Here is a 26,799-nt window from a genome sequence, read left to right as displayed (position 1 = left end):
TTATAGTTTTTTAGAATTAATAATGAATTTTTTATTTAAAAAATTGTAGCAAATCAAACTTTTTTCAAAAAGCTTTCTTTGCCTAGTTTTAAAGTACTGAGACTAGATATTTTTGACGAATAATGAAGGAAAATAATTATTTCTCACTTCACTAAATGACATTAATTTCAATATAGCGATGCTATCATTAGGAAGCACTTATGAATAAGTGTACTAATGGAGGGATTAGATATGGAAAACGTTGAAAAAGAAGCATTGTTATCGTTCGATGAAGAGCTAGAAAGCGAAGATGAGTCCATCGAAGAAATCGAAGACAACGAAGATGACGAAGATGAGGACGATGAAATTGAGTTAGATGAAGATTCAGATGATGAGGACTCAGAAGACGAAGAAGACTAATCCTAATTAAAGCAGTAAATCCCTTCTCCCAGAACTACATAAGCTGTAAATTCCAACCTGTTCAGTCACTGAACAGGTTTTTACTTGTCATTACGCATGAAAAGAAGCCCAGTGCCATCCCTCATGGGACAGACTGGGCTTCAACTTTAATGATACTAATGATTTAACGTTTCCGTAAGTACCGGAACGATTTGCGATTTACGGGACACAACACCTTTAAGAACAGCCTTGTTATCTACTAGCGTAACGTTATAAGCTGTCTCAACTGCTTTCGATGAGTTACCTAATACCAGTGCAACGGAATCATTGTTCAGAATATCCGTTACCACGAATACGAACAAATCTAGACCTTTTTGCGAGATGATGTTCGTTAAAGCATCTTCAAGCTCCACTTGGCGTTTCAAAATATCATTGGTATCCACCGCGTTCACTTGAGCGATTTCAACTTTATGATTACCCATTTGGAATTCCTTAGCATCTAGAGAGATCAGTTCAGCGATTGTTTTACCGCTAAGATCTGCTCCCGCTTTCAGCATATCTAGACCGTACGTGCTTAGCTCAATCCCAGCAATTTCAGCTAGCTCATGAGCTGCTGCTACATCTTCTTCTGTGCATGTTGGGGATTTAAGAAGCAACGTATCCGAGATAATAGCCGATACCATGAGGCCAGCAATCTCTTTACGAATGGCTACGTTCTTTTCTTTGAAGATTTTATTCAAAATCGTAGCTGTACATCCAACCGGCTCAGCGCGGTAATATAGTGGATGACTTGTCTCGAAATTAGCAATGCGGTGATGATCGATGACTTCAGTGACGCGCACTTGATCAATATCATTGACGCTTTGTTGGCGCTCATTGTGATCAACGAGAATAACTTCGCTCACTTCATTCGCTACTGTTTCCACAAGACGTGGCGCTGCAACCTTGAAATAATCAAGTACAAACTGCGTTTCCCCAGTAATGTTACCCAGCCGAACAGGCTCTGTTTCGAAGCCTAATTCATTCTTTAATTCTGAATATACTATTGCCGATGTAATCGTATCTGTGTCTGGATTCTTATGTCCGAAAATTAGTGTTTTTGCCATTGAGTTCATTACTCCTATCGTTAAATGAATGAAGTTTATCTAACTGTTTACTCTATTCTAGATTATAACTTTAATTGTGCTATATTCCAATGCCTTTACAGAGATTATTTCATCTCGTATTTACATATATTCCATTCGATCTTTCTCAGGAATCTCTCTTAGCGGTAAACCTTCTTTATAATATAGGGAGGGATTCAGTAAAATATAAAAGATATGCGTATGTGAATATCCATGCTCTTCTAATAGAGAATGAATCATTGCTGCTATCGCATCATGCTTCTCATGCTCTCTCGGGAACATCATAATTTCTACGGATAAAGGACTGTTTGTGATTTTTTCCACATGTAAAAGTTCAAGTTTGACAATTTCCTGCGGGATATTTGCGATACTCGCAAACCGCTCAATAAATACGGGTGCAATTCGTTCGACGAACTCTTTCTCGAAACCTTTAAATCGAATAAAAGGCAAGCACGTTCCCTTCTTTCTGTCGGTGATCTTAAGCGAAGTTATGTTCCTGTAAATCCTATATACTTAACCTACCACAAAAATAAGCAAAGAGTCACCTCCGGTTAGAGGGGATCTTTGCTACGTTCACGATTTCTACTCCATAATTTTACCCGGATTAGCGACGACATTTATCTTCTCCTGTACTCGCTCCTGATCTCCGAGAAAATGACGATTCAGAGGACGAAGCTGATCATCCAGCTCATAAAGTATTGGAACAGCTGTCGGAATGTTCAAATCAATAATATCTTCATCGCTAATGTTCTCCAGTACCTTCATTAGCGCTCTTAGACTGTTGCCATGTGCTACGACAAGTACATTCTTACCTGCCTTAATATGAGGGACAATTTCGGATTCCCAGTAGGGAACAACCCTCGCAATTGTGTCTTTCAGGCTTTCCCCGAGTGGGATTTCTGGTTCGGTCAACTCTTTATAACGCTTATCACGCTGTGGATATCGATCATCATCCACAGTAATCTTCAGCGGCGGAACATCAAAGCTTCTACGCCATAGCCTTACCTGTTCCTCTCCATACTTAGCGGCAGTCTCCTGCTTATTCAGCCCTTGCAGTGCTCCATAATGGCGCTCGTTAAGCTTCCATGACTTATAGATCGGAATCCACAGAAGATCATCCTGATCTAGGATGTAGTTCATTGTCTTGATGGCTCTTTTTAAAACTGAAGTAAATGCGATATCGACCTCATAAGGAAAGTCCTTCAGGAGCTGACCTGCTTTGAATGCCTCATGAACTCCCTTTTCCGTAAGATCTACATCGGTCCAGCCCGTAAAACGGTTCTCTTGGTTCCAAATACTCTCCCCATGTCTTACCAAAACGACTCTGTGCATTGATGATCCTCTCCTTCGTATATTTGATAATTAACCTTTACTGCACTAAAATAACTATTAGTCATTATTCCATAACAAATAAGGAGGAATACATAATGAGAGATTCATATATCATTGGTTTGCTGGGACGTACACGTAACAACATCGTTCAGAAACTTCAGGATCTTCCCGAATCGAAACGAAATATTGTTCCTGAAGGATTCAATAACAGTATCCATTGGCAAATTGGCCATATACTAACCGTTACTAATTTCTTAGTTTTCCATTTCGCAGGTAAACCTTCTGTGATTCCGGACAATTATCCAACTTTCTTCGGACCAGGCACCAAGCCTGCCGATTGGACCGAAGAACCACCTGCATGGGATACCCTTATAGCTGAGCTAAGTCAACAGGTAGAGCTCATCCAAGAACATTTTGAAGGCCATCTGAGTGACCCTGTTGTCGTTAAAGAAAACTTTGCTAAGGCTGAGACGGTTGATGAGCTGCTCGTCATGAATCTGGGTCATGAGAATTCTCATGCCGGCATGATCAATTCTCTAATTAAAGTACTCGCCTAATTTAATGTAATGTTAAAAGGCAACCATTCCCCGATTGGAGTGGTTGCCTTTATTTTATAAGAAAAAGTTTACATATGCCAGTTTCTTGAACAGCATTCACATTATTGTAGTAAAAGATCAACATGTACCTTAACGACAGCCTTCTTAATCGTAGCCAAAGGTTGGCCCATACTCGGTCTGTGAATGTCGTGAGGGAAGAAGACTGCGAACATGCCCGGTTTCAGATTGAGCAATATTTCACTCGCATCTGGATTATAAATGGCATAGTCACCTTCATGGTCATAAGCTTTAACCGGTTCGAGGCCATTCTCCTCCGAGAACCAACCAATCGTCTCTTCACCTTCAATTAGGTAGTGGATATCAATGTATGATTCATGCTTCTCAGCAAGCTGCTCGGCTGGCGATTTCGCTTCCAGTTCCATAACCGAAACATACATCTGATCACCGTCGATTTCAATTCGTCCTGTTTCTGGATTTCCCTTCACGATCGTTAACAGTTTATCAATAGCTTCCACAATCACTGGATGTTCATACTTCTTATCGTTCTCCCAAGATGACAATGAACCTAGAATCATGTCCCAATCTCCTCGTCTATGTTTAAACTTAAAGCAGCTTCTCCGTCACCGCTCTAGCTGTACTTTCCTTATTCATGATGGACTGCTCATTGGTTCTTTTGAAGTATTCAACATACAGAATATCCAGCAGGTAGAGCTGGGAAATCTTCGCTGATAATGAACCGCCTTGCAATGGTCCTTCGTTAGCTCCGCATAATAACGTTAAGTCAGAATATGAGGTTAAAGGTGATTTCACAAACCTAGTAATTGAGATGACTGTTGCACCACGCTCTTTCGCTTTTCTTGCCACTTCAATCGAGTCCTTCGTAGATCCTGAATACGAAATAATTACGGCAACGTCTCGTTTCGTCATCAGTGCCGCAGACATCATCTGAAGATGTGAATCCATGGAGCATTCCATCTTATTTGTAATCCGCATAAATTTAATTTTGGCTTCCATTGCCGTAATTAAAGAAGATCCAACACCAAAGAATAACACATGTTCTGCGTTAATTAAGAAGTCTATGGCTTGATCCATAATTTGAACATCTAATAAATTGTATGTTTCGTTAAGAGCACTGATATTGGTTGACAATACCTTAGAAGATACTTGCTCGATCGTATCATCCATTAGAACATGATCCGTTAGCTGTGGAATCTCATTCTCCACGGCAATACTATGCGCGAGTGCAATCTTAAATTCCTGATAGCCCTTATAACTCAAAGACTTACAAAATCGAAAAATACTTGATTCGCCTACATCACATGCATCTGCAAGGTCAGTAATCGACATATAAACTACACTTTTGGTGTTCTCCAGCACATAGTCTGCCACTTTTTTCTCTGTATTCGTTAAGTTGTTATACTTTGAGTGAATAGAGGAAAAAATACTGATCGTACGCAAGGGTTCCCCCCCTTTCTCCAACATGGATTTAATGTAAGAATAAGGATGCAGCACCTAAAACACCAGCTTTATTTCCTAAGGAAGCCCTTAGAATGCTTACATCAGCGAAGCTCTCCATAATTAAAGTCTTCGTCTTACGTTCGATTCGATGAACTAATTCTTCTTGCTCCATCACGCCGCCTCCGACGATAATGGCCGATGGATTAAAAATATGAATAAAGGATGCTAAGCCAATAGATACTTCATCAGCCCATGAATGTAAGATACGTATAAGCTTCGTATCTCCGTTATTTATTTTATCAAATAAAATTTTGCCGTTTATACATTCAGGATCTGCCTGTTGCGCCGATTTCACCAAAGCGGTGGTTGAAGCATATGTCTCATAGTATGGTTTTCTTCCATCTTCACGGGTTTCCGATAATGGATGGGTAAAGATATGACCAAATTCCGCAGCCACACCATTCGCTCCTTTGTAGATCTGGTGATTCATGACAATCGCTCCACCAATTCCAGTACCAAACGTTAAGCACAAGAAATCGTCAAAGGGTTTAGCTGCACCAAAGTATGCCTCCCCTAATGCAGCCGCATTCACATCATTCTCTATTTTAACAGGTTTATGAAATTTATTTTCGACAATATCTTTAATTCTGGTTCCCGTATAGTTAGGTATATTCTCGTTCGCATACACGATATATCCCTCTTCGGCATTCACTTGGCCCGCCGTACTAATAGCAATGGCGTCAAATCTCTCATATTCTGCTATCATTGTAAGCAATCGCTCGATGACATGCGGGCCTCCCAAATGACTCTCTGTTGCATACTCCTTGAACTGATCGATGGTTCCTAGTTCATCACAGATACAAATCTTGGTGTTCGTACCCCCAATATCGACGGCTAATATTTTCATTCGCCCATCTATCCTTCCTGTTTGCGAACAGCTTTCATGAACCTCTTAGTGATATCCATTGGTCTTGTAATAGCTGATCCGACAACCGCAGCATTCACCCCGAGTTCGTACATTCTCTTTAATTCTTCTGGAGTTGAGATTCCACCTTCTGAAATAACAGGTACGGAGGAGTTCTTTACAAGTTTCTCTACCAATTCAAAATCCGGTAATGACTTACCTTTCGTTGCTTCCGTATATCCACTCAGTGTAGTTCCCACGCAGTCAAATCCAAGTTCAGCCGCCTTCATCGCTTCTTCATACGTTGAGCAATCCGCCATAAACAGCTGATTTTTATATTTTTCTCTTATCATCGGGAATAGTTCCGAGATGGTCGATCCATCGGGCCTGATGCGGTCTGTCGCATCTAGGGCAATCATATCCACACCTTCAGCGCAGAGCTCATCAATCTCCTTCAGGGTTGGTGTGATAAATACGTCGCAGTCATCATACACCCGCTTGATAATTCCTATAATAGGAAGATCGACATGTTTCTTGATTTCATGAATATCTTCAACACTGTTTGCTCGAATTCCCCCAGCTCCACCTAAAAACGCAGCGTATGCCATTCTGCCCATTATAAATGGGCTATGGAGTGGCTCTTCAGGCAAGGCCTGGCAGGAAACAACCAGCTTATCTTGAATTTTACTCAACATATTATTATCTCTATCCATCCGTCACAACTCCAGACATTCTAGTTTTTACTCTTTCACTGCACCTGCTGTCATTCCTGAAGTGAAGTAGCGCTGGAATAACAAGAAGATGATTAGCATTGGAATCGCGGCAACCGTCGCTCCAGCCATTTTATAGGCAAAGTTCGGATTTAGATCCTGCATCAACGTAGCTGTACCAACCATTAACGTCTTCATACTCTTGTCTTGTCCTACAACTAACTGCCATAGGTAATCGTTCCATACTTGAACGAAGTTCAAAATAAATAGTGCACCGAGTCCAGGTTTAACGATGGGAAGCATGATTCGAGTAAATGTCTTCCACTCCCCTGCTCCATCGATTCTTGCTGCCTCTCTCAAGGCATTTGGAGTTGAATCAAAGAATCCTTTGAGCAAAAACACACCAAATGCTGCGGCCACGTTCGGCCAGATCATCCCACTGTAACTGTTCACCATTCCGAAATCCTGAATGATACGGAACAAAGGTACAATCATGATTTCCTTCGGAATCATCAAGCTTGAGATAAAAATGATATAGATTATATTTTTGAATTTAAAGTCAATTTTCGAGAATGCATATGCGGCCATTGAACCAAAAACAATAACTAATATCGTTGATATACCTGAAACGTATAAACTGTTAAATGCCCATCTCAGAGCCGGTTGGTCCCGGAAGATATCAACATAATTTGATAAGGTGAATGTCTTAGGCCACCAGTCAGGAGGCATTTTGACGACATCCGAGCTGTTCTTCAAAGAACTTGTAAATAACCAGTACAATGGGAAAAGGTTCAGAACCGCGAAGAGGATGATTACAGCGTTTGATATGACATCAAACTTCTCCATCTTTTTCTTGTTTTTAACCTGCGTCATGTTGTTTCCTCCTCACTTCGCCTTGATGATGGATCTCAACTGAGGTACCGACAATACCAATGTAATTACGAACATAATCACTCCGACTGCCGATGCTGTGCCGAGCTGATTATATTTAAAGGCATTGTTATAAAGATAGTACATCAATGTGACAGATGAATTATTCGGTCCACCACCCGTTAATAGCTGGATAACCACAAATATTTTGAGAACCGCAATAATATTAATAATCGAAATGTATACCGTTGTCGATGAAACGGATGGAATCAATATTTTACGAATAACTTGCCAGCGATTAGCTCCGTCGATCTCTGCAGCTTCAAAGAGGTCTTTAGGTACACCAATCATAGCTGCGATGTAAAGAATGATGGCTTGACCTACGTTTGTTGCAAAAGTGACAAAGATAATGATAGGTAGTACGGTTGTTTTATTCCCTAATAGATTGAACGTACCCATGCCCATGTCCTTGGCAAAATAAGAAATGAGTCCATTGGCTGGATTCAGCAAGAAGCTCCAGATCATACTCATAACAACCATGGAAACCATGACTGGGATATAGTAACTTCCTCTTATAAACGACACGTACTTCGCATTCTTATCAAATACGGCAGAAGCTACGAAAAGCGCAAACCCGACCGTAAGAATTACGATAAAGACAACGAATATGACCGTATTCATGAGTGCCTTAAAAAACACAGGATCATTGAATAGGGATACATAGTTATCCAGTCCAACAAATCTTTCATTCTGATAATTAATCCGGTACATGCTAAGTCTTATACCCTCAAGGATCGGGTAGACGAGAAAGGCTAAGAAAACGATCATCTGAGGAAGGATAAACAAATAACCGGTGATATTTTCTTTGATGAAGTTGTTACGTATTTTCATATCTGCTCACCTTTCTAATTAGAGCCGCAAGTTCAAATGACTCAAGGATTCTAATCATTTATTGTTTATCAGCATGATTATGGATTAAAAATAATAGAATTTTTCTTGTTCTCTCCGATGACTCGGTTAGCATTCTTCTGGTAATCCTCTACTACCTCTTCTGGCGATTCCTCTCCTGTGTAAAGCGCTTGCAGAGCAGGGTAGAGAACTTCTCTCAACTGACTGTATCCTGGAACACTACCTGTAAAGTTAAACATGTATTTAGAATCGGCATCATAGGCAGCAAAGAGAGGATTGGTACCCTCGAATTGTTTGACAACCGAACTCCGTACAGGTATTCCATTCTTAGAGGATTTCACTAGTTCAGGGTCACTGGAGAAGAATTTAACGAAATCTTTCGCAACTTCCACTCTCTTAGCGTCGCCTGACTGAAATACACTTGCTCCGACCACATACGTGAAGGCTAATGGATCTCCACTTTCAGAGGGAATATTGGCAAGACGTATATCAAACTTAGGCGATTTGCCATCCTTCATACTAATCTTCGAGTTATTAAAAAGCACCGGATTCGTAAAGCTGATAGCTAACTGTTGATTCTGGAACATTGCGTTTGTATCATTGGAAGACACTGACTCAGCACCTGGGTTCGTATATCCGCCATCATATATTTTCTTGAGCCATGCGGCTGCCTTAGCCCCATTCTGATCATTCAGAATGACATTGCCTTGGTCATCAAAAAACTTGTTGCCGAACATTCTCAGGTATGCAAGGTTCCATGTATCCCCTTGGTTGTTAAGAGCAAACAATCCCATGGGATAAGCATTGGAATATTTGTCTTTAGGCAAATCGTTCTTCAGCCCGTCCAAAATTTCTTGATACTCATCTAAGCTCCATGTTTTAATTTCATTTTCTTTACCGACATACTTTTCTAGTCCTGCTGCTTTAAACATATCTGCGTTATAGACTAAAGTACCGGGATTATGTTCAAACGGATAGAAATAGGTCTTACCACCGAAGGTGGATGCATCCCAATAACTTTGAGCAATATCACTTTTTGCTTTCTCATCGATAATATCGTCGATCGGTACCATTGCACCGCGATGGACATAATCGCCCATTGGAAAAATACTTTCAAAGAAGATATCCGGAGGTGTCCCTCCGCTTAGGTTAACGTTCAGAAGCTGGTCACGCTGATCTGCGGCAATCACTTCCACCTTCACATTTGCATCATATTTCTTATACTGTGCTTTAAACTTCTGCGCAGCATATTTAAAGAAACTATCATAGTCCGCACCCTTCTCGGATGCATCTAGAACGCCCTTCCATTGAGGCGTCAACCACACGGTGATGTTCACTTTATTCTTGTCAGAACTATCAGCCGTGCTTGATTTATCCCCGCTGCCCGAGCATCCCGAAATTACAGAAATCATTAACGCAAGTGCGGCCACCGTTGCTAGTAAGCGCTTCCTCTTCATGCGTGGGCCTCCCTTAATTAAATATAAGTTCGATCTGCTGCTGTACCAATTCTGCCATTAAGCGATGGCCTTCTTCATCTAGATGCATGTAGTCAACCTCGTTCATTGTTACGCGATCTTTCGAATCCACGAAATGAATACCCGTGCCCTCTAGCAAGGTCGCCAAATGTCCTGATAATTCTTTCGATTTCTCACTACAATGCATACCCATCGGTTTGCCTATTGGCGTTGTAATATACTGTTCACCTATAAGTGGTGGAGCGATAACAAGAACTTCAGGAGCTTTTCCATCCACTCCCGAAGCACTTCCTTTCGCCTTTAACGCAAGTCTGACAATGCCTTGAGCAATATTATAAGAAGTCAGTCCAAAGCGATCCTTCGTATCGTTAGTTCCGAGCATAATAACGACTAAACTTAAAGGCGAGTGTGACATCAGACATGGATAGATATACGATAGACCGCTTAATCCTTCAAACAAGGGATCTTCACAGACGCTTGTTCTACCACTCAGGCCTTCTTCTATAACTCGGTACGAGCTGCCTAGATTTACATCTAGCAGACTCGTCCACCTTGTCGTATCATTAAACCTCTTATCGGTTACAGCATCGTAGCCCCAAGTATTAGAATCCCCAAAGCATACAATTGTTTTCTTCATTGGAATCACCCGCAGTAACGTTCAATGGCCTGATCAATGGTTGTTATAATTGCATCAAGTTTAGCGGAATCATTCGAGCTTACACCTTCAAGAGGGCTTCTAACACTACCAATGTTAACGCCACGTCTATTCAGGATTTCTTTAATCCCTGCGTACATATGTCCATCATTTAATGAGCATAGTGCAATAATGATCTCATTAATGTCACTTTGGATTTGTGTTGCTTCATTAAAGTTACCAGCTTGAACCAATTCATTCGCTTTCAGGAACAACTCAGGCATAACGGCATACGTACCGCCGATTCCAGCACCAGCTCCCATAATTCTACCTGCAACAAACTGCTCATCTGGGCCGTTGAAAATAATTACATCGTCGCCACCAACTCTTTTGAAACGCTCGATATCCATCGTTGGCATTGATGAATTCTTAACGCCAATGACCTTCTTGTTCTCGAGAAGCTTCTTGAATAAAGCAGGAGATAACGTATATCCAGTTGTTTGCGGAATGTTATAGATAATGAAATCTAGTGGAGTTGCTTCAATGATTTCGCTCCAATATTTAAAGACAGAACTATCAGGTAATCTAAAATAAATAGGTGGGATTGCAGATAATGCATCATATCCTAGTGCTGCTGCATGTTTAGCGAGTTCAATACTGTCTCTAGTGGAAGGTGCTCCCACATGGGCAATCAATGTCATTTTTCCTTTAAGGTTATTTGCTACATAGCTCAATACTGATTTACGTTCTTCTAGATTCTGATAAATACATTCTCCAGAACTTCCGCCAACGTAAACCCCTTGAACTCCTTTATTATATAAGTAATCACATAAATCCTTAGTTCGTGTTTCTGAGATATTTCCTTGATCATCGTAGCAGGCATAGAAAGCAGGTATAATTCCTTGGAACTTTTCTAAAGTCATGTTTCTTCCCCCTCGTATAGTCGATCATTCATAGGTAACGCTTTCATTAATAAAATAACATGCTTTTATGATTTTGTAAATTATTTTCATCTATTTTTTAATAATAAAAAAACTTTTCACCAATAAAAAGTTGATTGACCTAACTTAATCTGCCCGCCTATATATTTGGTTGCAAAGCAAAAAACCTTCTCACCATGTCTTCCTATCCATAAGGAAGACAAAGTCAGAAGGCTAAGGGTGCACGAAGGCGTCGATCAGATCTTTAATTCCCCGAGCTTAATCAGCTCGACAACGGCTTGAGAACGTCCTTTGACATTGAGTTTCTGCATTACATTGGAGATATGATTGCGTACCGTCTTTTCGCTTATAAATAACTGCCCAGCGATATCTCGCGTGGTCTTATCCTGAACAAGCAGTTCAAATACTTCGCGCTCACGGTGAGTCAAAAGAAACTTACTTTTATGATCGTTTCCCTTCAATTGGTGTCACCCCTCCTTGCTCGGGTTTTGTATGGTATAACAAGGTAAAGGGATACAGTCAACTCATATTATGTAAGGCTCCCGCCAATGGTGTCGTTACCCCTAAAAAATGGGCTGCTCATGTTTTTTCTTCATATATACATCGTTTATTCTAAAGAAGTTATGTCGAAAATGGGAGCAGGAGGTGATACCCTATGCTCTTCTGGATCATAGCTAGTTTCATTGTTATTCCATTTGTTATGGCCTTTGTTTCGGCGCTCAGTATCATATTCAGAACCATTATTCATGCACTTGCGCTGCTCTCTATATATGTCAGCGGATCGATTGTGCTGCCGCCATTTACCGAACTCGAAGTCATGACACAGAATTAACAACAGACGTTCATCATGTGCTACTGAACCCATGGTTTTTATTCACCGGAGCTTATCTTGGTTTATATGTTCCCTATTTAATCATGACAAGATTATGGAAAGAACAAAATCAATAATTAAGGGTGCCCTTAGCCCTCCCTAGAAAATGATTGACAGCAGGTCATCAACTCCTTATGATAAGTCTAGCAATGATAGTGAGAATCATTATCATAATTAATTACCTTACCTATATTAAAGGAGCTGCTATTTGTGAAATTCCGTGTGGTTTTACCAGCAGGTTTACTGATTTCCTCCCTTCTCTTTGCCGGATGTGGTCAGAAGGAAACGACGGACACGGTTGCCAAGCAACCAGTCACTGATTCGAATGCCACCACAACTGCCGCTGCCACTGACTTTTCAACAGCCACTGAACAATATCGCACCTACGTTGTTGAGCAGTGCGATTTGTTCGTTAAAGAAAGCGAGAAATTTACAGAAGCTGTAAAAGCGGGTAAGATCGAGGAAGCAAAAGCTTTATATGCTCCTTCCCGTGCCTACTACGAACGAATTGAGCCGATTGCCGAAGCACTTGGCGATCTTGATCCAAATATCGATGCCCGGGAAGGTGATGTTGAAGCTGCCGAATGGCGTGGATTCCACCGCATTGAAAAAGCACTTTGGCAAGACAAAACAACAGCTGGCATGAATGAGTTTGCCGACCGCTTACTCAAAGACGCGCAGTTGCTTCGTGCTAAAGTAGAAACTGTAGAAATCGATGCAGGCCTAATGGTTACAGGTGCTGTTGAACTTTTAAATGAAGTATCCTCATCTAAGGTTACAGGCGAAGAAGAACGTTACTCACATACGGATTTATATGATTTCGCAGCTAACGTAGAGGGCGCTAACAAGATATACGAAATTTTAAAGCCAGCGCTTGCTGAGAAAGATCCTGCTCTTGAGAAACAAATTGGTGAGAAATTCACCGCACTGACACAAGAGCTTGCACCTTTCAAAAAAGGTGATGGTTATGTCTCTTACAAGGAATTGAAGGATGATGAAATCCGCACGTTAAGCCAGAACCTTGATGCATTAGCAGAGCCTCTCTCCAATATGGGCAAAATTTTGGGAGTGTAAAAAAATGTCAGATACAACAAATAAATCGAATCAGGATTCCATCCTGAAGAAACCTCTATCCCGCCGTGACGTACTTCGTCTGGCGGGTACCGGAGGTCTTGGACTTTTATTGGGCGGTGGCAGCATCGGCGGTATTCTAGCTGCGCAGAACAAGAAGAAGGCAGTTGCATCTCCTATCGATGCTGCCCATACGGTTCCCTTTTATGGACAACATCAGGCTGGCGTAGTCACTCCTTCACAGAACTTTATATATTTCGCATCATTTGATGTCACCACGAAGGAACGCAATAGCCTAAAGAAGCTATTTCAGGCTTGGACAGAAGCATCTGTGGCTATGACTGAAGGAGCTATGGTAGGTACGGATAATCATAATCTGAACCTCCCTCCATCGGATACAGGTGAAGCCGCTGGGCTGACTCCCGCCAGATGTACGATTACGTTTGGCGCAGGTCCTTCCCTATTCGATTCTCGGTTCGGACTTCAGTCCAAACGGCCGCCGAATTTCAAGGATCTTCCTGCATTCAGCTCTGAGCAGCTTGAACCAGAGTGGTGCGGTGGCGATCTCGTCGTTCAGGTTTGCGCCGACGACTTACAGGTTGCTTTTCATGCCATACGGAATTTAGTACGTATAGCTCGCGGTACTGCTGTGCTTCGCTGGACACAAGAAGGATTTCAGCGTACAGGGCAAGCCGATCCAGCTGCGGGGACACCACGTAATTTGCTTGGTTTCAAGGATGGAACGGGTAATCCCGATGTGAAAGACAGCAAGCTCATGAACAATGTGGTGTGGGCACAGAGCTCTGATGGAGCGTCTTGGATGTCTGGTGGAACCTATATGGCAGTTAGGCGCGTTAGAATGCGTATTGAAATTTGGGATCGTTCTAGCTTGAGAGATCAGGAAGCTACATTTGGCCGCTATCGTGATAGTGGTGCTCCACTCGGCTCCAAGCAAGAATTCGACCCTGTTGATTTAAAATCTGCCGGAGAAGATGGAAAGCTCCATATTCCTGCAAATTCACATATGGCGCTGACTAAGGGTGACGGCTCTGTTCAGCTACTTCGTCGCTCCTATTCCTATTCAGGGGGCATCAATCTCAAAACGGGCCAGCTCGATGCTGGATTATTATTCATCAGCTTTCAGCGCGATATTAAACAGTTTGTCACGATTCAAGAGAGACTCGCGAAGAGTGACAAATTAAATGAATACACAGTACACGTAGGTAGCGCCATCTTTGCATGTTTCCCTGGAGTTTCAAAGGGCGGCTATATCGGCGATACATTATTGTAGGAACCACAATATAACTGCCATCATTCATGCACATTTAAAGGAGATTCCATTCCATGCTCAGAGCGACCATATTGACCTCGAAACGAGGCTTTTCGCGGGTGTCTGCCGTGCTTCTAACCTTCCTCCTGCTTATTTCTCTGATACTCCCCTCTTCCATTCATGCAGAAACCGAAATAAAGGCAGATATTGATCATTTGCTACCTTTCGTCGGTAGTGCGTTAGTAGAAACAGGTCAAAGTAAATGGGACGCAGCTACGGAGGATTTGAAGCAATTTGAACAGCTGTGGCAAGCCGTCAAAGCCCAGCAAACACAAACCGGCTCAAACACTAATAGCGACAACGTGGATGCAGCGCTCGCAGATGCTCAAGCTAAGCTTAAAGCCGGTGGTGCAGATGCCAAACCAGCACTATCTAAACTTGCTCGCGCCGTGAATACCTATGTATCGGATATTCAAGATAAAGGAAAGACAACGACAAGTGGCGCATCAGCTGCCAAGACGCTTTTACTTCCGTTGGCTAAGGAAAGTCTAGCTGCCATCCAGCAAGAGGACTGGGATCAAGCCACAAAGAGCTATCAAAGTATCGTATCGGCGTGGCTCAAAGCCGAGACACCCATTCGGAGTGAAAACTTCACGGTTTATGGGCAGTTAGAGACCCAAATTACGATTGTTCGGGTTGCTCTTCAAGCAGATCCGATTCGTAAAGAACAGGCTCGTACAGAAATGCAGAAGCTAGTGACGCTGCTCAGCGATTATGCAGATGGTAAGGCTCCAGCAGATAGCTCAGTGAATACCAGTAATAATAGCTTAGAAGATTTATTGGTTATTCTGGATTCCGCTCGTCAAGAAACTGCGAACAGCAAAGGGAATCTTGCCGCGGATCAAATGACTACATTTATCTCAATGTGGCCATCCGTTGAAGGCGTTGTACGCATTTCTTCACCTTCACTTTATACAGATATTGAGAATCAGATGACTGCCGTTTCCGGTCTTTTACTATCCAATCCACCGCAACTAAGTAAGGCTTCCACCATAATGGATGACATGGCCTCCAAGCTTAAGCCCATCGCAGGCACTCATCATTACAATGCTTGGGATGCCGCGCTAATCTTGCTACGTGAAGGTCTTGAAGCCATTCTGGTTCTTTCCGCACTACTCTCCTACTTAAATCGTAGTGGCAACAAAAAGCAGAGTAAGTGGATTTGGTCTGGTGCTGGTGCCGGACTCGTGCTCAGCTTAATACTTGCAGTGATCTTAACATATACGATCTCTCAAGCTGCATCGGGAAGTGCACGTGAGCTACTTGAAGGTATTACAGGACTCGTAGCTGTAGGGATGATGCTCACCGTTGGTCAATGGCTACACAGCAAATCCAATACGAAGGCGTGGAATACATATGTCGGTCGACAGGTGGATAGTGCACTTGCACGTGGAAGTCTCTGGTCGCTATTCATGATTGCAGGGCTAGCCATCTTCCGAGAAGGTGCAGAAACGACGATATTCTACGTTGGGATGTCTTCCTCCATAGATCCGCTTCAGCTCGTATTAGGGATAAGTATCGCCTCTGTTATTTTAGCTGTTCTCGCTTATGCCATCATTGTACTAAGTGCTCGCCTCCCTATTCGGGGATTTTTCCTTGCGGCCACGGTATTGATTTATTACTTAGTACTGCGATTTCTGGGCGACAGTATCCACTCGCTCCAAGTGGCTGGGCGCCTGCCTGCGCATGCAAGTGATCATTTACCATCTATTAATTGGTTAGGAATGTACCCCTCTTGGGAAACATTTATTCCACAGGCTATCGTACTGCTATATATCATCTGGACGATGGTTAGACAAGAGCTTCATAAGACAAGAAGTAATAAGTCGGTGTCTGAAGCTAACCGTTAAAATCAGTCCACATCATTTCATTCATACGCTATAAAACCTGGGTTCCCGTGGAACCCGGGTTTTATTATATTGAAGGGCTTTAATATTTTATATTTTTCAGTCTTGAAAACGAAGTATATTTGGCCTATGATAGAGGCAGCACTAAAATTATTTTCTTTTATTTCAATTGTTAAATAAAAATTATTTTCATAGCAAAGCTAATTCGAGGAGGCCTTTCTATGGCGCCATTATTATACGCGCTGGCGAAGGACAAGGATAAATTGTCACATCAGGAGCGCCGAATTGCCGATTACATCCTGTTAGCTCCCGCGGAAGTCATTCACATGGGAATTAAAGATTTAGCCGAGCACTGTGGTACCAGTCCCGCGACAGTAACTCGTTTCTGCAAAGTTTTTCATTTGAAAGGTTATCCGGATCTGAAGGTCAAGCTATCTGCTGAAATTGCTCATACCGATATGCAGGAGCGAAACTTGACTGCTTCATATCAAGACATCGTAGCTGGGAATCCGCTATCCAAAATTGTGGAGGCTATGGAGGCCAATCACTTGGCATCTATCCGAGATACTACCTCTTTGCTGAATATGGATACGTTAGCTAGGGCCATTCAACTGCTCTGTTCCGCACAGCGGATTGATTTGTATGGAGTAGCTACTTCCTCCATCGTGGCTCAGGACTTTTATCAGAAGTTAATTCGGATTGGGAAGAACTGCACCGCTTTTGCTGATTCCCATATGCAAATCACTTCCGCAACAACACTATCCAGCCATGACGTTGCCATTGGCATTTCATACTCGGGCGAAACACTAGAGACAATCAATGCTCTAGCCTGTGCTAAAGACAGCGGAGCGGCTACGATCTCTTTGACTTCCTACAGCAGTAATGCGCTCGCAACGATGGCTGATATTCCCCTATTCTCTTCTTCACTTGAAGAAGGTATGCGCCGCGGAGATATGGCTTCACGCATTGCACAGCTTCATATTATTGATATTCTCTTCATGGGAATGAACAGTGAGCAATTCGGGCAATATGTTCCCAAACTGGAACAGTCCTACCATAATGTTAAGAATTACCGAAAAACCAGAGGAGGCCAATAATCGAATGAATATTTACACGTTTAAACAAGAAGAAGATTTCGTTTCTACTGGAGCCAGTCTCATTGCGAGCTTGCTTCACACCAAACCTAATGCTGTATTAGGTCTTGCAACAGGAAGTTCACCCATCGGTATTTATCAACGGTTGATTGAAATGCAGCAAAAGGGTCTTGTTAGTTTCGCTAAAGCTTCCAGTTATAATTTGGATGAATACGTTGGTTTACCAGAAGGCCATGCCGAGAGCTACCGTACTTTTATGAACGATAAGTTATTTAATCATATCGATATCGCTTTGGAGAATACGCATGTTCCTAATGGAAATGCACAAGATTTAAATGAAGAATCTAGAAATTATGACTTGATGTTAGAACAGCATGGACCTGTTGATTTACAAATCCTGGGTCTCGGACATAACGGACATATCGGTTTTAACGAACCTGATGATAGCTTAGATGGTGGCACGCATTTGGTCGAACTACAAGAGAAAACACGTACGGCTAACGCTCGTTTTTTTGATTCGCTAGATGATGTACCAACACAAGCTATTACAATGGGTGTAGGTAGTATTCTCAAAGCTAAACAAATATTATTGCTCGTTCGCGGAGAAGATAAGGCTGAGATTGTAAAGCGTGCGCTCACGGTCCAATCACGACTCAATGTCCGGCATCTTTATTGCAATGTCATCCAAATGTGGTTGTATTGCTGGATCAAGGAGCTGGGAGGTTGTTAGCATGAGTGAGGTAGCAGGTTATATTTTATATGGAAAAGTAGTGACTCCTAAAGGTATTGTCGAGGACGGCGCAGTTGTTATTCAAGGTGGAACCATTGTCTATGCAAGTGAGGCTCAGAGCCTTCCACAGCGCTGGAAAGAAACAATCTCCGAGAGTAAAAAAACAGATGGCTATATCGTTCCTGGCTTTATTGATGTCCACGTTCATGGTGGTAATGGCCATGATTTCATGGACTCTGACAAACAGGTGCTTGATACGATTACTGCATTTCACTGTTCCCAAGGAACAACTACCATGTTGGCTACAACGATGACTGCTCCAAAAGCAGCTATTGATCATGTTCTAGAAGCTGTTCATGAATACATGCAAACGGACATGCCCTATGCGACACTAGGCGGCGTTCACCTTGAAGGTCCATTTATTAGTCCAAAATGGCCGGGTGCACAAAATCCTGAGCACATCGTGCTACCGAGTGTAGAGTGGCTTGAAGCATGGGAAGCCAAGTATCCAGGTCTTATTCGTCAAGTGACTCTTGCCCCTGAACGCGAAGGCGCCTTGAATGCCATCGCTTGGATGAGTGCTCATGGCATCAATGCCTCACTCGGTCATACGGATGCGACATATGAAGAAGTTGAAGCCGCTGTTGAAGCTGGACTCCGTCAAGGTGTTCATACGTTCAACGCTATGACTCCTCTGCATCATCGTAAGCCAGGAACCGCTGGTGCGGTGCTGAGCGACAGTCGCATTAATGCTGAGATCATTGCAGACGGTATTCACGTTCACCCTGCATGTATCTCTATTCTTGCTAAGCTGAAGACAGACGACAATCTACTCCTTATTACAGACGCTATGTCTGCAGCTGGATTGGGTGATGGTGACTATACACTTGGAGATCTCCCTGTAGAGGTTCACGATGGCGTAGCAACACTAAAAGGAAGCTCTGGAAGTCTTGCGGGTAGTACCTTAACCATGATTAAAGGCTTCCGTTATCTAATGGATAGTGTTGGCCTTAGCGTTGAGGAAGCTTCACGCGTGGCCAGTTATAATCCAGCGAAACGACTAGGTATTGAATCATTTACAGGCACACTTGAAACGGGCAAACAAGCCGATGTACTTTTGCTTGATGCAAGCTTCGATATCCAAGGTGTATGGGTTAAAGGCCGTCTGGTATTCTAAAATTCAACACATAATAAATCCCCTCTTGCCTTCTAGGCTTGGGGGATTTCTTCATATTGAATCATGATACAATACCATAAAAAAGCAGCATCCGAGGAACCGGAGCTGCTCTTCATGTTAATGTTATCGCATCATTTGGTCTCCAGTTGTTGCATTTCCTTTGGGCGTGATCATTTGGTTATGGGTATTATTGTTCATATTGATGGGGAAGATTCGTTCAACCATTGTTGAAAATTCCGAAATCATTCCTTTGATTGGATGACCATTTAATGTATCTGTTGAAAAATTACTCACCCGTTGAACAAAATCTGGATTGGCGGAAACATATACATTCTTAATGGATGGGTCTGCTTGTTTTACCTTTGCACTTATTTTACTCTTGATATGGCTCGGAAGATTTTCGTTAGAATAGGATGTCATATTGCCACCTGTTGTACCACCGGTTCCGTAAGTTGTAGCATTATAGCCATTGCTTCTCGTAATTTTGTCATACATGCCTGTGTTGCCTTTAGCTCCGTAATTATTCATTCCCGTTGAATTACTCATGCCATCGACTCCTGTAAAACCTTGTCTTGGACTGGACATATTATTAGCCGTACTTCTTCCTGTCGTAAGGCCACGCATGATCCCATAACTTCCAGTTCCCATCGTGCCATACAGACCACGACCACCGTTGTTATTGTTCATCGTACCCATACCGCCATTGTTGTTAAAACTACTGCTTCGCGAAGTTCCGCTGTTATTAAAACTGCTGCTTGGGCCACTATCCATGCTCTTGGTACGCATCGTTCCATTATTGTACCCATTACCTGGATGACTCGGGTAACTTTCACTCTTCATATTTGGACCGCTCACATTATCGGCCAATCTTACGGCTACATATGCACTGTTGCCTGATACAAGTACATTAGCCGAGCTTACATCAGCCATTGCAGCAACTTTTTTTTGCTATCTTTTGTGACACATGCAAATTGCTTACATCGTGCTTCGTGCCATTATTGTTTTTCGCAGTGAGCCAATCGCCACCGTCACGCAATGAATTTACATTTAAACGACCATTCATTCCGTTCATGCCATTACCATCATGTACGTTCTTTGTGCGGATGTTGGTGTTAGCAGGCTCTTTTGTATTGCAACCTGCAAGGCCGGCCGCACTGACAAGCAGCGCTGCGGATAAAGACAGACTAATCGCTTTGGATCGTATCATGAGTTCATCCTCCATCTATAATGTAAGTGTGTAATTAACACCCTTAGGATGGCCTTTGCAGGAGATCGCTATCCTGAAAGGATTTGGCATGAAATCATGGATTCACTCCTTATAATGAACGAACACAATCATCTGATATACCCACACCGTCAACAACATGTCAACGTATTTTAATTATGTATATGCTTTGCGGGGAAGCTTCAATTTCTGGATGGGAGTGGGTCGCTCATGAAAATATTATTCACTTTCTATATTCCAAATGGCGGTGTTGAAACATTAAATCGATTACGAAATCAGGCACTTCGTCAGTTAGGAATGGAATGTCATTTCCTCTACCTACAATCCGGAGTAGGTATGCAGAACATTACCGACACCTTTATCTATACAACTTCTCTCGACGAGGAGATTGCAAATATTATTGCTTTGCAGCAATTTGATGCTGTAGTGGTTACCTCGGATGTATATCTGCCTGAACGATTAAGAAGACTACATTACAAAGGTCCGATCATTTATGAAGTCCAAGGACTCGGAACAAAAGAAGAAGCAATTCAAACTTTGCATGAAGGCAAAGAGCTTCTTCAAGCTCATTGCTGTGCAGCTCTTATGCCGCCAACTTCCCATTTGGTTGAGCTAGTCACTCAAATCTGCCCCTTACTACCGAAGTTTATATATCAGAATCCTTTGAATACCGTAGAATTTTCACCACTTTCAGTTCCCAAACACCCCTCTCCCATCGTAGGCTGGGTTGGAAGACTGGAGCCGAATAAAAATTGGCGTGAATGTCTTGAAATCATCTATTGGCTTATTGTGAATCAGTCTGAAATTGAGGCCTGGATGTTTATTGACATGAGCCTGGCTACTAAACAATCCAAGGAGGACTTCTTCAACCGTGTAACCGAGCTTGGACTTGAAAATAAAGTTAACATTTTCCCTAATGTTCTTCACAACGAGATGCCTTACTACTACTCCATCATTGCTGAATCCAGCGGCCTTCTACTATCTACTTCAATTATGGAGGGCTTCGGATATGCTGTAGCCGAGGCATTAAGCTGTTCATGTCCTGTGCTGAGCACCGATTCCGACGGTGTACGTTCTTTTATCATCCATAATGTTACAGGGAAATTTTATGAAAAAGGCCAAATACCTCAAGCCGTTCGAGAAGCTTTTGAACTTATTCATCATTCCATACTCCGTGAACAAATCCGTAGCCAAGCAAGAAAGTATATGATTACCCATTTTGATTCTTCTCAATATGCCTCTTCATTCCTAGATATGATGCATGCTCTAAACATTTATTGAGAAGTATTCATGATATTCGAAACACCGAGTTCCAATTTTTTTACATCATCGGCCTTTAATGGATAGGCTAAACCTTCTTTTAACGCAGGTAGAAGCCAAAAAATTTCGGGTTGGTCAGATGTGGACACGCCTTGATATACTAACTGTTTGTCATCGCTTAACGTGAGCGTGAGCGTAAACTCCGAAATCCCCTGCTCCAATTCGGCAGCTTCCTTCGTTCTGTCTTTTTCCGGTAGCGCTCTAACTTGCTTGATTAGCTGACTTGCATCCTCTGCTGATGCTTCTTCTCCATTTAGCGTCCACGCTACGGTGTTTGCTTCCGCCTTTTTCTTAAGCACCCATGATCCGTTCTTCCCCTCCCATTCAAGCTCCTTTACCTGATCATCCCGCCATGAAAATGGCTCACTTGCCTTGTTTGGTGGGTTGTTTTCGCCTGTCACATTAGGATCAACGGTTACTTCTTGTCCTTGTCCAGACTCAGGTGATGTATCAGCCGTGCGGTCCTGATTAAACACATACACTGCACCTACAATTAAAACGATGGCAATAAGCCCGATAGGAATATACTTTTTCATCATAATTTGACCTCCAATTCTAGTACTCTACTTATGATTAGATTACCCGAAATAACCCTTTTCTCACACGTACAGACTTAATCATTCTCTGCCTATACGTATTTACAACCCTCCACATAGGATAGATCAAGTTATGACCTATACCTCAGGAGGTACGAACATGAAAACAGTGGTGGTCACAGGTGGGGCTGGATTCATCGGCTCACATTTAGTTAAAGGACTCATTAAGCAGCAATACAAGGTTCATGTCATTGATAACTTGGCAACAGGTTATCAAGATCGTGTACACGCTGAAGCAGAGCTGCATGTACAGGATATTCGTTCGAGTGAGACCTGGGCAACCATATGCCAGATCAAGCCGGATACGGTATTTCACTTAGCAGCTCAAGCCGATGTTCAGCAATCCATTAAGGAGCCATGGCTTGATATGGATACCAATGTTGGAGGCACACTGAACATGTTAGGCGCTTGCCGTGCTGCATCGGTCCGAAAGTTCATATTCGCTTCAACCTCTGCGGTATACGGTAATTTGCAAAGAGATATCCTCCATGAAGATGACCCTACGAGTCCCCTTTCTTTCTATGGATTATCTAAGCTGACAGCCGAACGTTATATCGACTTATATGAACAGTTATTCGGACTGTCTTATACGATTCTACGGTTTGCCAACGTTTATGGTCCAGGGCAAACAGCCAAAGGAGAAGGCGGCGTCATTGCCATTTTTATGAATCAACTTCATCAAGATTTACCCCTTACAATTAATGGAGACGGCGAGCAAACTAGGGATTTTGTGTATGTACAGGATGTCGTGCAAGCGTTAATCAAAGCAGCAGAATTGAAGGATTCAGACACACTTCATGTCAGCACTGCTTTGCGCACCTCTGTCAATCGTTTAGTAGAGCTATTGCAATACTGCCATGGAAGCCATATTCCAGTCATCCATCGTCAGCATCAATCAGGGGATATCCAGCATAGTTGTCTCAGTAATACCAAAACAAAGGCTAATCTGAGCTGGAATCCTGCTTATACGATTGAGTCTGGAATTGCAGCAACGTATCATTACCATCGTAATCAATCCATATAAACAACATTAAAGCCGGTTCCTTGATAAAGGAATCGGCTCATTTTAAGAATAGGATTGGGATGGATTATATAAGATTTCATGACTGAGAATTGTCTTCCTCCGAGAATACTGTGCCTTCTAGAAAGTAATCTCCGCTAATGATTGCCTGTTGATGAAGAGAGCGAACAATTAAATAGAAATGCTCCATTTGCTCATTACCTGTTAGCGTTATACTTTCTCGTGTACGGGCTTTTAAATAACAACTTTCTAGTGACCAGTAAAGGATAGGCCCATCAGACGTATTCTGACGTATAAAAACCTCGATTTCACCCATGTCCCATCGCGAAGGCTTTTCCCATCCAATATTAATGGAAAGTACAATGCGATCACCCTGACTAATACCTGGGAGTGTAACGGCAGTTAATATGATATCTTCAGCACCGACTAGAAAAGGGGTATACGTAGTAGCTACTGCTTCAATCTTTGTTGTGCTTTTCATCGTCATAAGACCTCCCCCAAAAATTAAATGTTGTACAACATATGAATAAAATTTCGGCAGTATACATCTGTATTAAACTCTGTCAGCAGTAACGCTTGGGCGTTATCACGGATACGTTCCCGCAGTACTGTATCCTGCATAAGCTCCAATGCTTCCGTAACCGCCCCCGGTACATCACCTAGATTATAATTCTTCCCCGTATCATTGTGACGGATGGACACCGCCACTCCATCTGAATGGGTTGCCAATACAGGGCATCTACAGCTCATCGCTTCAAGCACAGACAGCGGTCCTCCTTCGACTTTAGAAGTCGAACACATCAATCCACCCGAATCCCCAATGGAAGAGTAATAATATTGCATCTGCACGTTAGGTACATTTGAGTGTAGCACCAAGTTGTCTTCTAACCGCAGTTGACTTATAACCTGCATAAACTTCTCTCGCTCCGAAGGAATGGACAAGTTCTTATCTTCGAACATCCACATTTCTAAATTAGGAATGTAGTAGGAGAGCTGATACCCAATATTCAGAAATTCTCGCCAATTCTTGTTGTCTTCCATTCGGCCTAACCAAGCAATGATCGGGTGATCCGGTTTAGGTTGTTCTTGATACTTAAATGTTTCTGAATTAAAGCAATTCGGAAAATAAAACCGAGGGACATGCGGATATATGGTTTGGAATATCTCTTCAATATAAGGGGTAGGGGGATGAAGTAATCCCGAGGCGTATTGATTCACAAAAGGTAACGCTTCAGTAAGCTGCGACTGTGCCATCTCCCTTGACCCGAAGCCCTGAATTTCCAAAATAAATTTTCCGTTATAACCCAAATTTCGAAAACGTGGAAAAGTATGATGATCCGTTATAACTACAACAACATTATATTGGCCTTCGTCCAAAATTTTCTTGATTTCATCATCTTCATTCGTAATATATATGGGGAAATCAGCTGCATTCTGCAAGCCTGATCCCCAGCTATAATATAGACAGGACGCATGTATTCCATAGTTGCGTAACGCCTCACATCGCTGACGATTCAATGTTTCTACACCACCACTTGGCACAAAAAAAACAAACAGAACCTTCAACCTCTCATCCCTCCTTTTGAATACTAAACAGATTCAGTCATATCTCGACGCGTATATACAGCAAGCAGCGTTCCGTTATGCTTGAGTCTCACCATCACTTCGGTATGTTCAGCATGATTAGTATTTGTAACCAACACTAACTGAAAAGGCATATACGCAGTTTGAATATCTGAAATCGACACCTTTACTCCAGGATCCAAACTGATCAGATGTGTATCATACAAACCCCGTTCTCCATACATACCAATAAGCATTTCATAGGAATCATTTCCGCTGTTGACGACCTCTAAATCCAAAGCCTGTACGTAGCGAGAATCAACATTGGTATGGGGAGCCGAGTGTAAACTTAATATGGACATGAAGCTTCCTCCTGGCGAAAGTCTTTAACTCATCGTATGAAATTACCGAGTAAGTGGAAAGGGCATATGTATTGCTACTGCAAAAGTAATTGTGCTGGTTCATAAGAACATCCATCCAATCAAGCTGCTCAGTATATGCATTTAATAGAATATAGCGGGAGCTACATTGCCAAGAAAGGAAGGATAGAAGATGCACTTAGCTGATCTGAAAGGGAATTATTCAACCATTTACAGTCTTGGAGACTTATGTCTTGCCGCGATCCAGCTTGAGAAGAATGACCTTCGGCCATTTGCGGGTCCTATCGATTGGATGGGATCTTACAACTTGCCAGATGTAAGTCGTCTTATCCACAACCGTTTTTCGGGTTTTATGAGCTATGGACATCTCCAAGTACAGGAAATCATCAATAATAATATTTATCTCGTACTGGAGAGAGAGTATCAAATTATGTCCAATCACGATTTTTATACACACAATAATTCCCCTACTCAACTGGAAGCGTATCCTGAAATTAAAGCCAAATACGATCGCCGTATTGAGCGTTTTCTTCATAAGGCAGCGACCAGTAAGCATATTCTGTTTATTCGTACAAGAGGAACCTTCGAACAAGCCGCTGAGCTGCAAGAGGTACTCTCAAACTTAGTTGTTCATGAGTTCAACATTCTGCTTGTAAATCATGGGCCCGTCGAAGGACTAATCGAACAGGATTGTCCGCTGGAGCGAGTATGCTCTGTTGTGCTTCCCGATACGGAGATCTGGGAAGGCAATAATCATTTATGGACACAAATGCTAGCTGGTGTTCATTTAGATGAGAGTATTTAATTAAATAAAGATTCTACCCACATTCATGTGGACAGCCGCTACGATAACGGATTGTCATCCGATTGCTGTTGCCCTCTGATTTCTCAATGAATATGCCGCTTTTAGCAATTGAAATCAGAGAGCATAGTCCCGCGATTACGCTTCTTCAGAACAATTAAGTTTCCTTCACTAATTCGAATATCAACAAAGGCGACATTTCATTCAAATAGAATGGAATGTCGCCTTTATCTGTTACATTCAGCTTTAAATCACAAACTTTTTCAGTGGCCAAGAGCCTATTATTCATTTCATTTGGAACCTCGCGTGGGCTGATCCATAAGCAAGACAGGCATATCGGGTAACTTATAGGTTTTGGGCAAATTTGCAAATATCTGGTTCCATGTATTGTAATGTACAAGCAGATCGATGTGAGAAGAAGGTGTGACGAAAATCCGATTGTATAAATCGCCTATAACCCTGAACTCTTCATTCGCCATG

31 protein-coding genes and 1 pseudogene are annotated in these 26,799 nt (G+C 42.3%); 12 read left to right on the top strand and 20 right to left on the bottom strand.

Annotation, left to right across the window (positions count from 1 at the left end; translation table 11 throughout):
• Positions 1 to 231 precede the first annotated feature (231 nt).
• On the top strand, positions 232 to 399 hold the full coding sequence (locus JCM16418_RS24970) for a hypothetical protein (RefSeq protein WP_156327220.1): 168 nt from the start codon (positions 232 to 234) through the stop codon (positions 397 to 399).
• Positions 400 to 554: 155 nt separating this feature from the next.
• Here the strand turns inward: JCM16418_RS24970 and JCM16418_RS12685 are convergent, their stop codons facing one another.
• From JCM16418_RS12685 to gpmA, 3 genes are all read right to left on the bottom strand, one after another.
• Positions 555 to 1,484 carry a manganese-dependent inorganic pyrophosphatase gene (locus JCM16418_RS12685; protein WP_036649336.1) on the bottom strand — a complete coding sequence of 310 codons (930 nt, stop codon included), beginning with the start codon at positions 1,482 to 1,484 and terminating at the stop codon, positions 555 to 557.
• 120 nt (positions 1,485 to 1,604) lie between these two features.
• Positions 1,605 to 1,952: a DUF1904 family protein gene (locus tag JCM16418_RS12680; RefSeq protein WP_036649333.1), complete on the bottom strand. Its 348-nt coding sequence runs from the start codon at positions 1,950 to 1,952 to the stop codon at positions 1,605 to 1,607.
• 132 nt (positions 1,953 to 2,084) lie between these two features.
• On the bottom strand, positions 2,085 to 2,834 hold the full coding sequence (gene gpmA, locus JCM16418_RS12675) for a 2,3-diphosphoglycerate-dependent phosphoglycerate mutase (protein WP_036649330.1): 750 nt from the start codon (positions 2,832 to 2,834) through the stop codon (positions 2,085 to 2,087).
• Between the two features lie 95 nt (positions 2,835 to 2,929).
• Here gpmA and JCM16418_RS12670 point away from each other — a divergent pair, with 95 nt between their 5' ends.
• The gene (locus JCM16418_RS12670; protein WP_036649329.1) at positions 2,930 to 3,391 is read left to right on the top strand and encodes a DinB family protein; all 462 of its coding nucleotides are present in this window, start codon (positions 2,930 to 2,932) and stop codon (positions 3,389 to 3,391) included.
• Between the two features lie 101 nt (positions 3,392 to 3,492).
• On the opposite strand, the gene JCM16418_RS12665 is transcribed toward JCM16418_RS12670, so the two are convergent.
• From JCM16418_RS12665 to JCM16418_RS12620, 10 genes are all read right to left on the bottom strand, one after another.
• Entirely contained in the window at positions 3,493 to 3,966 is a 474-nt protein-coding gene (locus JCM16418_RS12665; protein WP_036649327.1) for a NanQ anomerase/TabA/YiaL family protein, read from the bottom strand.
• A 28-nt stretch (positions 3,967 to 3,994) separates the two neighbouring features.
• Positions 3,995 to 4,849: a MurR/RpiR family transcriptional regulator gene (locus JCM16418_RS12660; protein ID WP_148298800.1), complete on the bottom strand. Its 855-nt coding sequence runs from the start codon at positions 4,847 to 4,849 to the stop codon at positions 3,995 to 3,997.
• 28 nt (positions 4,850 to 4,877) lie between these two features.
• Positions 4,878 to 5,756: an ROK family protein gene (locus tag JCM16418_RS12655; RefSeq protein WP_036649325.1), complete on the bottom strand. Its 879-nt coding sequence runs from the start codon at positions 5,754 to 5,756 to the stop codon at positions 4,878 to 4,880.
• A gap of 8 nt (positions 5,757 to 5,764) precedes the next feature.
• A complete protein-coding gene (locus tag JCM16418_RS12650; protein ID WP_036649322.1) occupies positions 5,765 to 6,466 on the bottom strand; it encodes an N-acetylmannosamine-6-phosphate 2-epimerase in 702 nt (233 codons plus the stop codon).
• Positions 6,467 to 6,493: 27 nt separating this feature from the next.
• On the bottom strand, positions 6,494 to 7,336 hold the full coding sequence (locus JCM16418_RS12645; RefSeq protein WP_036649320.1) for a carbohydrate ABC transporter permease: 843 nt from the start codon (positions 7,334 to 7,336) through the stop codon (positions 6,494 to 6,496).
• Positions 7,337 to 7,348: 12 nt separating this feature from the next.
• Positions 7,349 to 8,224: a carbohydrate ABC transporter permease gene (locus JCM16418_RS12640; RefSeq protein ID WP_036649318.1), complete on the bottom strand. Its 876-nt coding sequence runs from the start codon at positions 8,222 to 8,224 to the stop codon at positions 7,349 to 7,351.
• A gap of 77 nt (positions 8,225 to 8,301) precedes the next feature.
• Positions 8,302 to 9,699: an ABC transporter substrate-binding protein gene (locus tag JCM16418_RS12635; RefSeq protein ID WP_036649316.1), complete on the bottom strand. Its 1,398-nt coding sequence runs from the start codon at positions 9,697 to 9,699 to the stop codon at positions 8,302 to 8,304.
• Positions 9,700 to 9,712: 13 nt separating this feature from the next.
• Positions 9,713 to 10,354: an SGNH/GDSL hydrolase family protein gene (locus tag JCM16418_RS12630; RefSeq protein WP_036649314.1), complete on the bottom strand. Its 642-nt coding sequence runs from the start codon at positions 10,352 to 10,354 to the stop codon at positions 9,713 to 9,715.
• 5 nt (positions 10,355 to 10,359) lie between these two features.
• Positions 10,360 to 11,274 carry a dihydrodipicolinate synthase family protein gene (locus JCM16418_RS12625; protein ID WP_036649311.1) on the bottom strand — a complete coding sequence of 305 codons (915 nt, stop codon included), beginning with the start codon at positions 11,272 to 11,274 and terminating at the stop codon, positions 10,360 to 10,362.
• A gap of 254 nt (positions 11,275 to 11,528) precedes the next feature.
• The gene (locus JCM16418_RS12620) at positions 11,529 to 11,753 is read right to left on the bottom strand and encodes a helix-turn-helix domain-containing protein (protein WP_036649309.1); all 225 of its coding nucleotides are present in this window, start codon (positions 11,751 to 11,753) and stop codon (positions 11,529 to 11,531) included.
• 194 nt (positions 11,754 to 11,947) lie between these two features.
• Here JCM16418_RS12620 and JCM16418_RS24965 point away from each other — a divergent pair, with 194 nt between their 5' ends.
• From JCM16418_RS24965 to nagA, 7 genes and pseudogenes are all read left to right on the top strand, one after another.
• A complete protein-coding gene (locus JCM16418_RS24965) occupies positions 11,948 to 12,124 on the top strand; it encodes a hypothetical protein (RefSeq protein WP_156327219.1) in 177 nt (58 codons plus the stop codon).
• 249 nt (positions 12,125 to 12,373) lie between these two features.
• The gene (efeO, locus tag JCM16418_RS12615; RefSeq protein ID WP_036649306.1) at positions 12,374 to 13,237 is read left to right on the top strand and encodes an iron uptake system protein EfeO; all 864 of its coding nucleotides are present in this window, start codon (positions 12,374 to 12,376) and stop codon (positions 13,235 to 13,237) included.
• Positions 13,238 to 13,241: 4 nt separating this feature from the next.
• A complete protein-coding gene (gene efeB / locus JCM16418_RS12610; RefSeq protein ID WP_052020247.1) occupies positions 13,242 to 14,525 on the top strand; it encodes an iron uptake transporter deferrochelatase/peroxidase subunit in 1,284 nt (427 codons plus the stop codon).
• A 53-nt stretch (positions 14,526 to 14,578) separates the two neighbouring features.
• Positions 14,579 to 16,414, top strand: a complete 1,836-nt coding sequence (locus JCM16418_RS12605; protein WP_052020246.1) for an FTR1 family iron permease — start codon at positions 14,579 to 14,581, stop codon at positions 16,412 to 16,414.
• 218 nt (positions 16,415 to 16,632) lie between these two features.
• The gene (locus tag JCM16418_RS12600) at positions 16,633 to 17,508 is read left to right on the top strand and encodes a MurR/RpiR family transcriptional regulator (protein WP_036649304.1); all 876 of its coding nucleotides are present in this window, start codon (positions 16,633 to 16,635) and stop codon (positions 17,506 to 17,508) included.
• Between the two features lie 4 nt (positions 17,509 to 17,512).
• Positions 17,513 to 18,240: pseudogene (gene nagB / locus JCM16418_RS12595) on the top strand (glucosamine-6-phosphate deaminase).
• Positions 18,237 to 19,412: an N-acetylglucosamine-6-phosphate deacetylase gene (gene nagA / locus JCM16418_RS12590; protein ID WP_036649300.1), complete on the top strand. Its 1,176-nt coding sequence runs from the start codon at positions 18,237 to 18,239 to the stop codon at positions 19,410 to 19,412. The pseudogene nagB and the gene nagA overlap by 4 nt, the downstream one beginning before the upstream one ends.
• Positions 19,413 to 19,535: 123 nt before the next feature.
• Here the strand turns inward: nagA and JCM16418_RS23760 are convergent, their stop codons facing one another.
• Together JCM16418_RS23760 and JCM16418_RS12580 are read right to left on the bottom strand one after the other, a co-directional pair.
• Positions 19,536 to 20,342 carry a YhcN/YlaJ family sporulation lipoprotein gene (locus JCM16418_RS23760; RefSeq protein WP_052020245.1) on the bottom strand — a complete coding sequence of 269 codons (807 nt, stop codon included), beginning with the start codon at positions 20,340 to 20,342 and terminating at the stop codon, positions 19,536 to 19,538.
• Entirely contained in the window at positions 20,335 to 20,619 is a 285-nt protein-coding gene (locus tag JCM16418_RS12580) for a hypothetical protein (protein WP_036649298.1), read from the bottom strand. Before JCM16418_RS12580 ends, JCM16418_RS23760 begins: the two co-directional genes overlap by 8 nt.
• A 228-nt stretch (positions 20,620 to 20,847) precedes the next feature.
• Between JCM16418_RS12580 and JCM16418_RS12575 the strand changes: the two genes are divergently transcribed.
• The gene (locus JCM16418_RS12575) at positions 20,848 to 21,918 is read left to right on the top strand and encodes a glycosyltransferase family 4 protein (protein WP_036649295.1); all 1,071 of its coding nucleotides are present in this window, start codon (positions 20,848 to 20,850) and stop codon (positions 21,916 to 21,918) included.
• Here JCM16418_RS12575 and JCM16418_RS12570 read toward each other — a convergent pair.
• Entirely contained in the window at positions 21,912 to 22,496 is a 585-nt protein-coding gene (locus JCM16418_RS12570) for a hypothetical protein (RefSeq protein WP_036649293.1), read from the bottom strand. The two genes, JCM16418_RS12575 and JCM16418_RS12570, sit on opposite strands and share 7 nt — an antisense overlap.
• Before the next feature lie 157 nt (positions 22,497 to 22,653).
• On the opposite strand from JCM16418_RS12570, the gene JCM16418_RS12565 reads away from it, so the two are divergent.
• Entirely contained in the window at positions 22,654 to 23,577 is a 924-nt protein-coding gene (locus JCM16418_RS12565; RefSeq protein ID WP_036649291.1) for an NAD-dependent epimerase/dehydratase family protein, read from the top strand.
• A gap of 76 nt (positions 23,578 to 23,653) precedes the next feature.
• Here JCM16418_RS12565 and JCM16418_RS12560 read toward each other — a convergent pair whose 3' ends face one another.
• Genes JCM16418_RS12560 through JCM16418_RS12550 form a run of 3 tightly spaced genes read right to left on the bottom strand, consistent with a single transcriptional unit; the run spans position 23,654 to position 25,499 of the window.
• Positions 23,654 to 24,055, bottom strand: coding sequence for a hypothetical protein (locus JCM16418_RS12560; protein ID WP_036649289.1), 402 nt, complete (start codon positions 24,053 to 24,055; stop codon positions 23,654 to 23,656).
• A gap of 23 nt (positions 24,056 to 24,078) precedes the next feature.
• Positions 24,079 to 25,140, bottom strand: coding sequence for a glycosyltransferase family 4 protein (locus JCM16418_RS12555; protein ID WP_036649287.1), 1,062 nt, complete (start codon positions 25,138 to 25,140; stop codon positions 24,079 to 24,081).
• A gap of 23 nt (positions 25,141 to 25,163) precedes the next feature.
• Positions 25,164 to 25,499 carry a hypothetical protein gene (locus JCM16418_RS12550; RefSeq protein ID WP_036649285.1) on the bottom strand — a complete coding sequence of 112 codons (336 nt, stop codon included), beginning with the start codon at positions 25,497 to 25,499 and terminating at the stop codon, positions 25,164 to 25,166.
• A 190-nt stretch (positions 25,500 to 25,689) separates the two neighbouring features.
• Here JCM16418_RS12550 and JCM16418_RS12545 point away from each other — a divergent pair, with 190 nt between their 5' ends.
• Positions 25,690 to 26,322: a DUF1796 family putative cysteine peptidase gene (locus tag JCM16418_RS12545; RefSeq protein ID WP_036649283.1), complete on the top strand. Its 633-nt coding sequence runs from the start codon at positions 25,690 to 25,692 to the stop codon at positions 26,320 to 26,322.
• Between the two features lie 287 nt (positions 26,323 to 26,609).
• Here JCM16418_RS12545 and JCM16418_RS12540 read toward each other — a convergent pair whose 3' ends face one another.
• Complete coding sequence (locus tag JCM16418_RS12540; protein ID WP_036649281.1) at positions 26,610 to 26,798, bottom strand: hypothetical protein; 189 nt, start codon at positions 26,796 to 26,798, stop codon at positions 26,610 to 26,612.
• Position 26,799: the final 1 nt, after the last annotated feature.

This window comes from Paenibacillus pini JCM 16418 (genome assembly GCF_000576305.1).
Taxonomy (GTDB): Bacteria; Bacillota; Bacilli; order Paenibacillales; family Paenibacillaceae; genus Paenibacillus_AQ; species Paenibacillus_AQ pini.
This window is presented reverse-complemented; position numbering and strand designations above follow the sequence as displayed.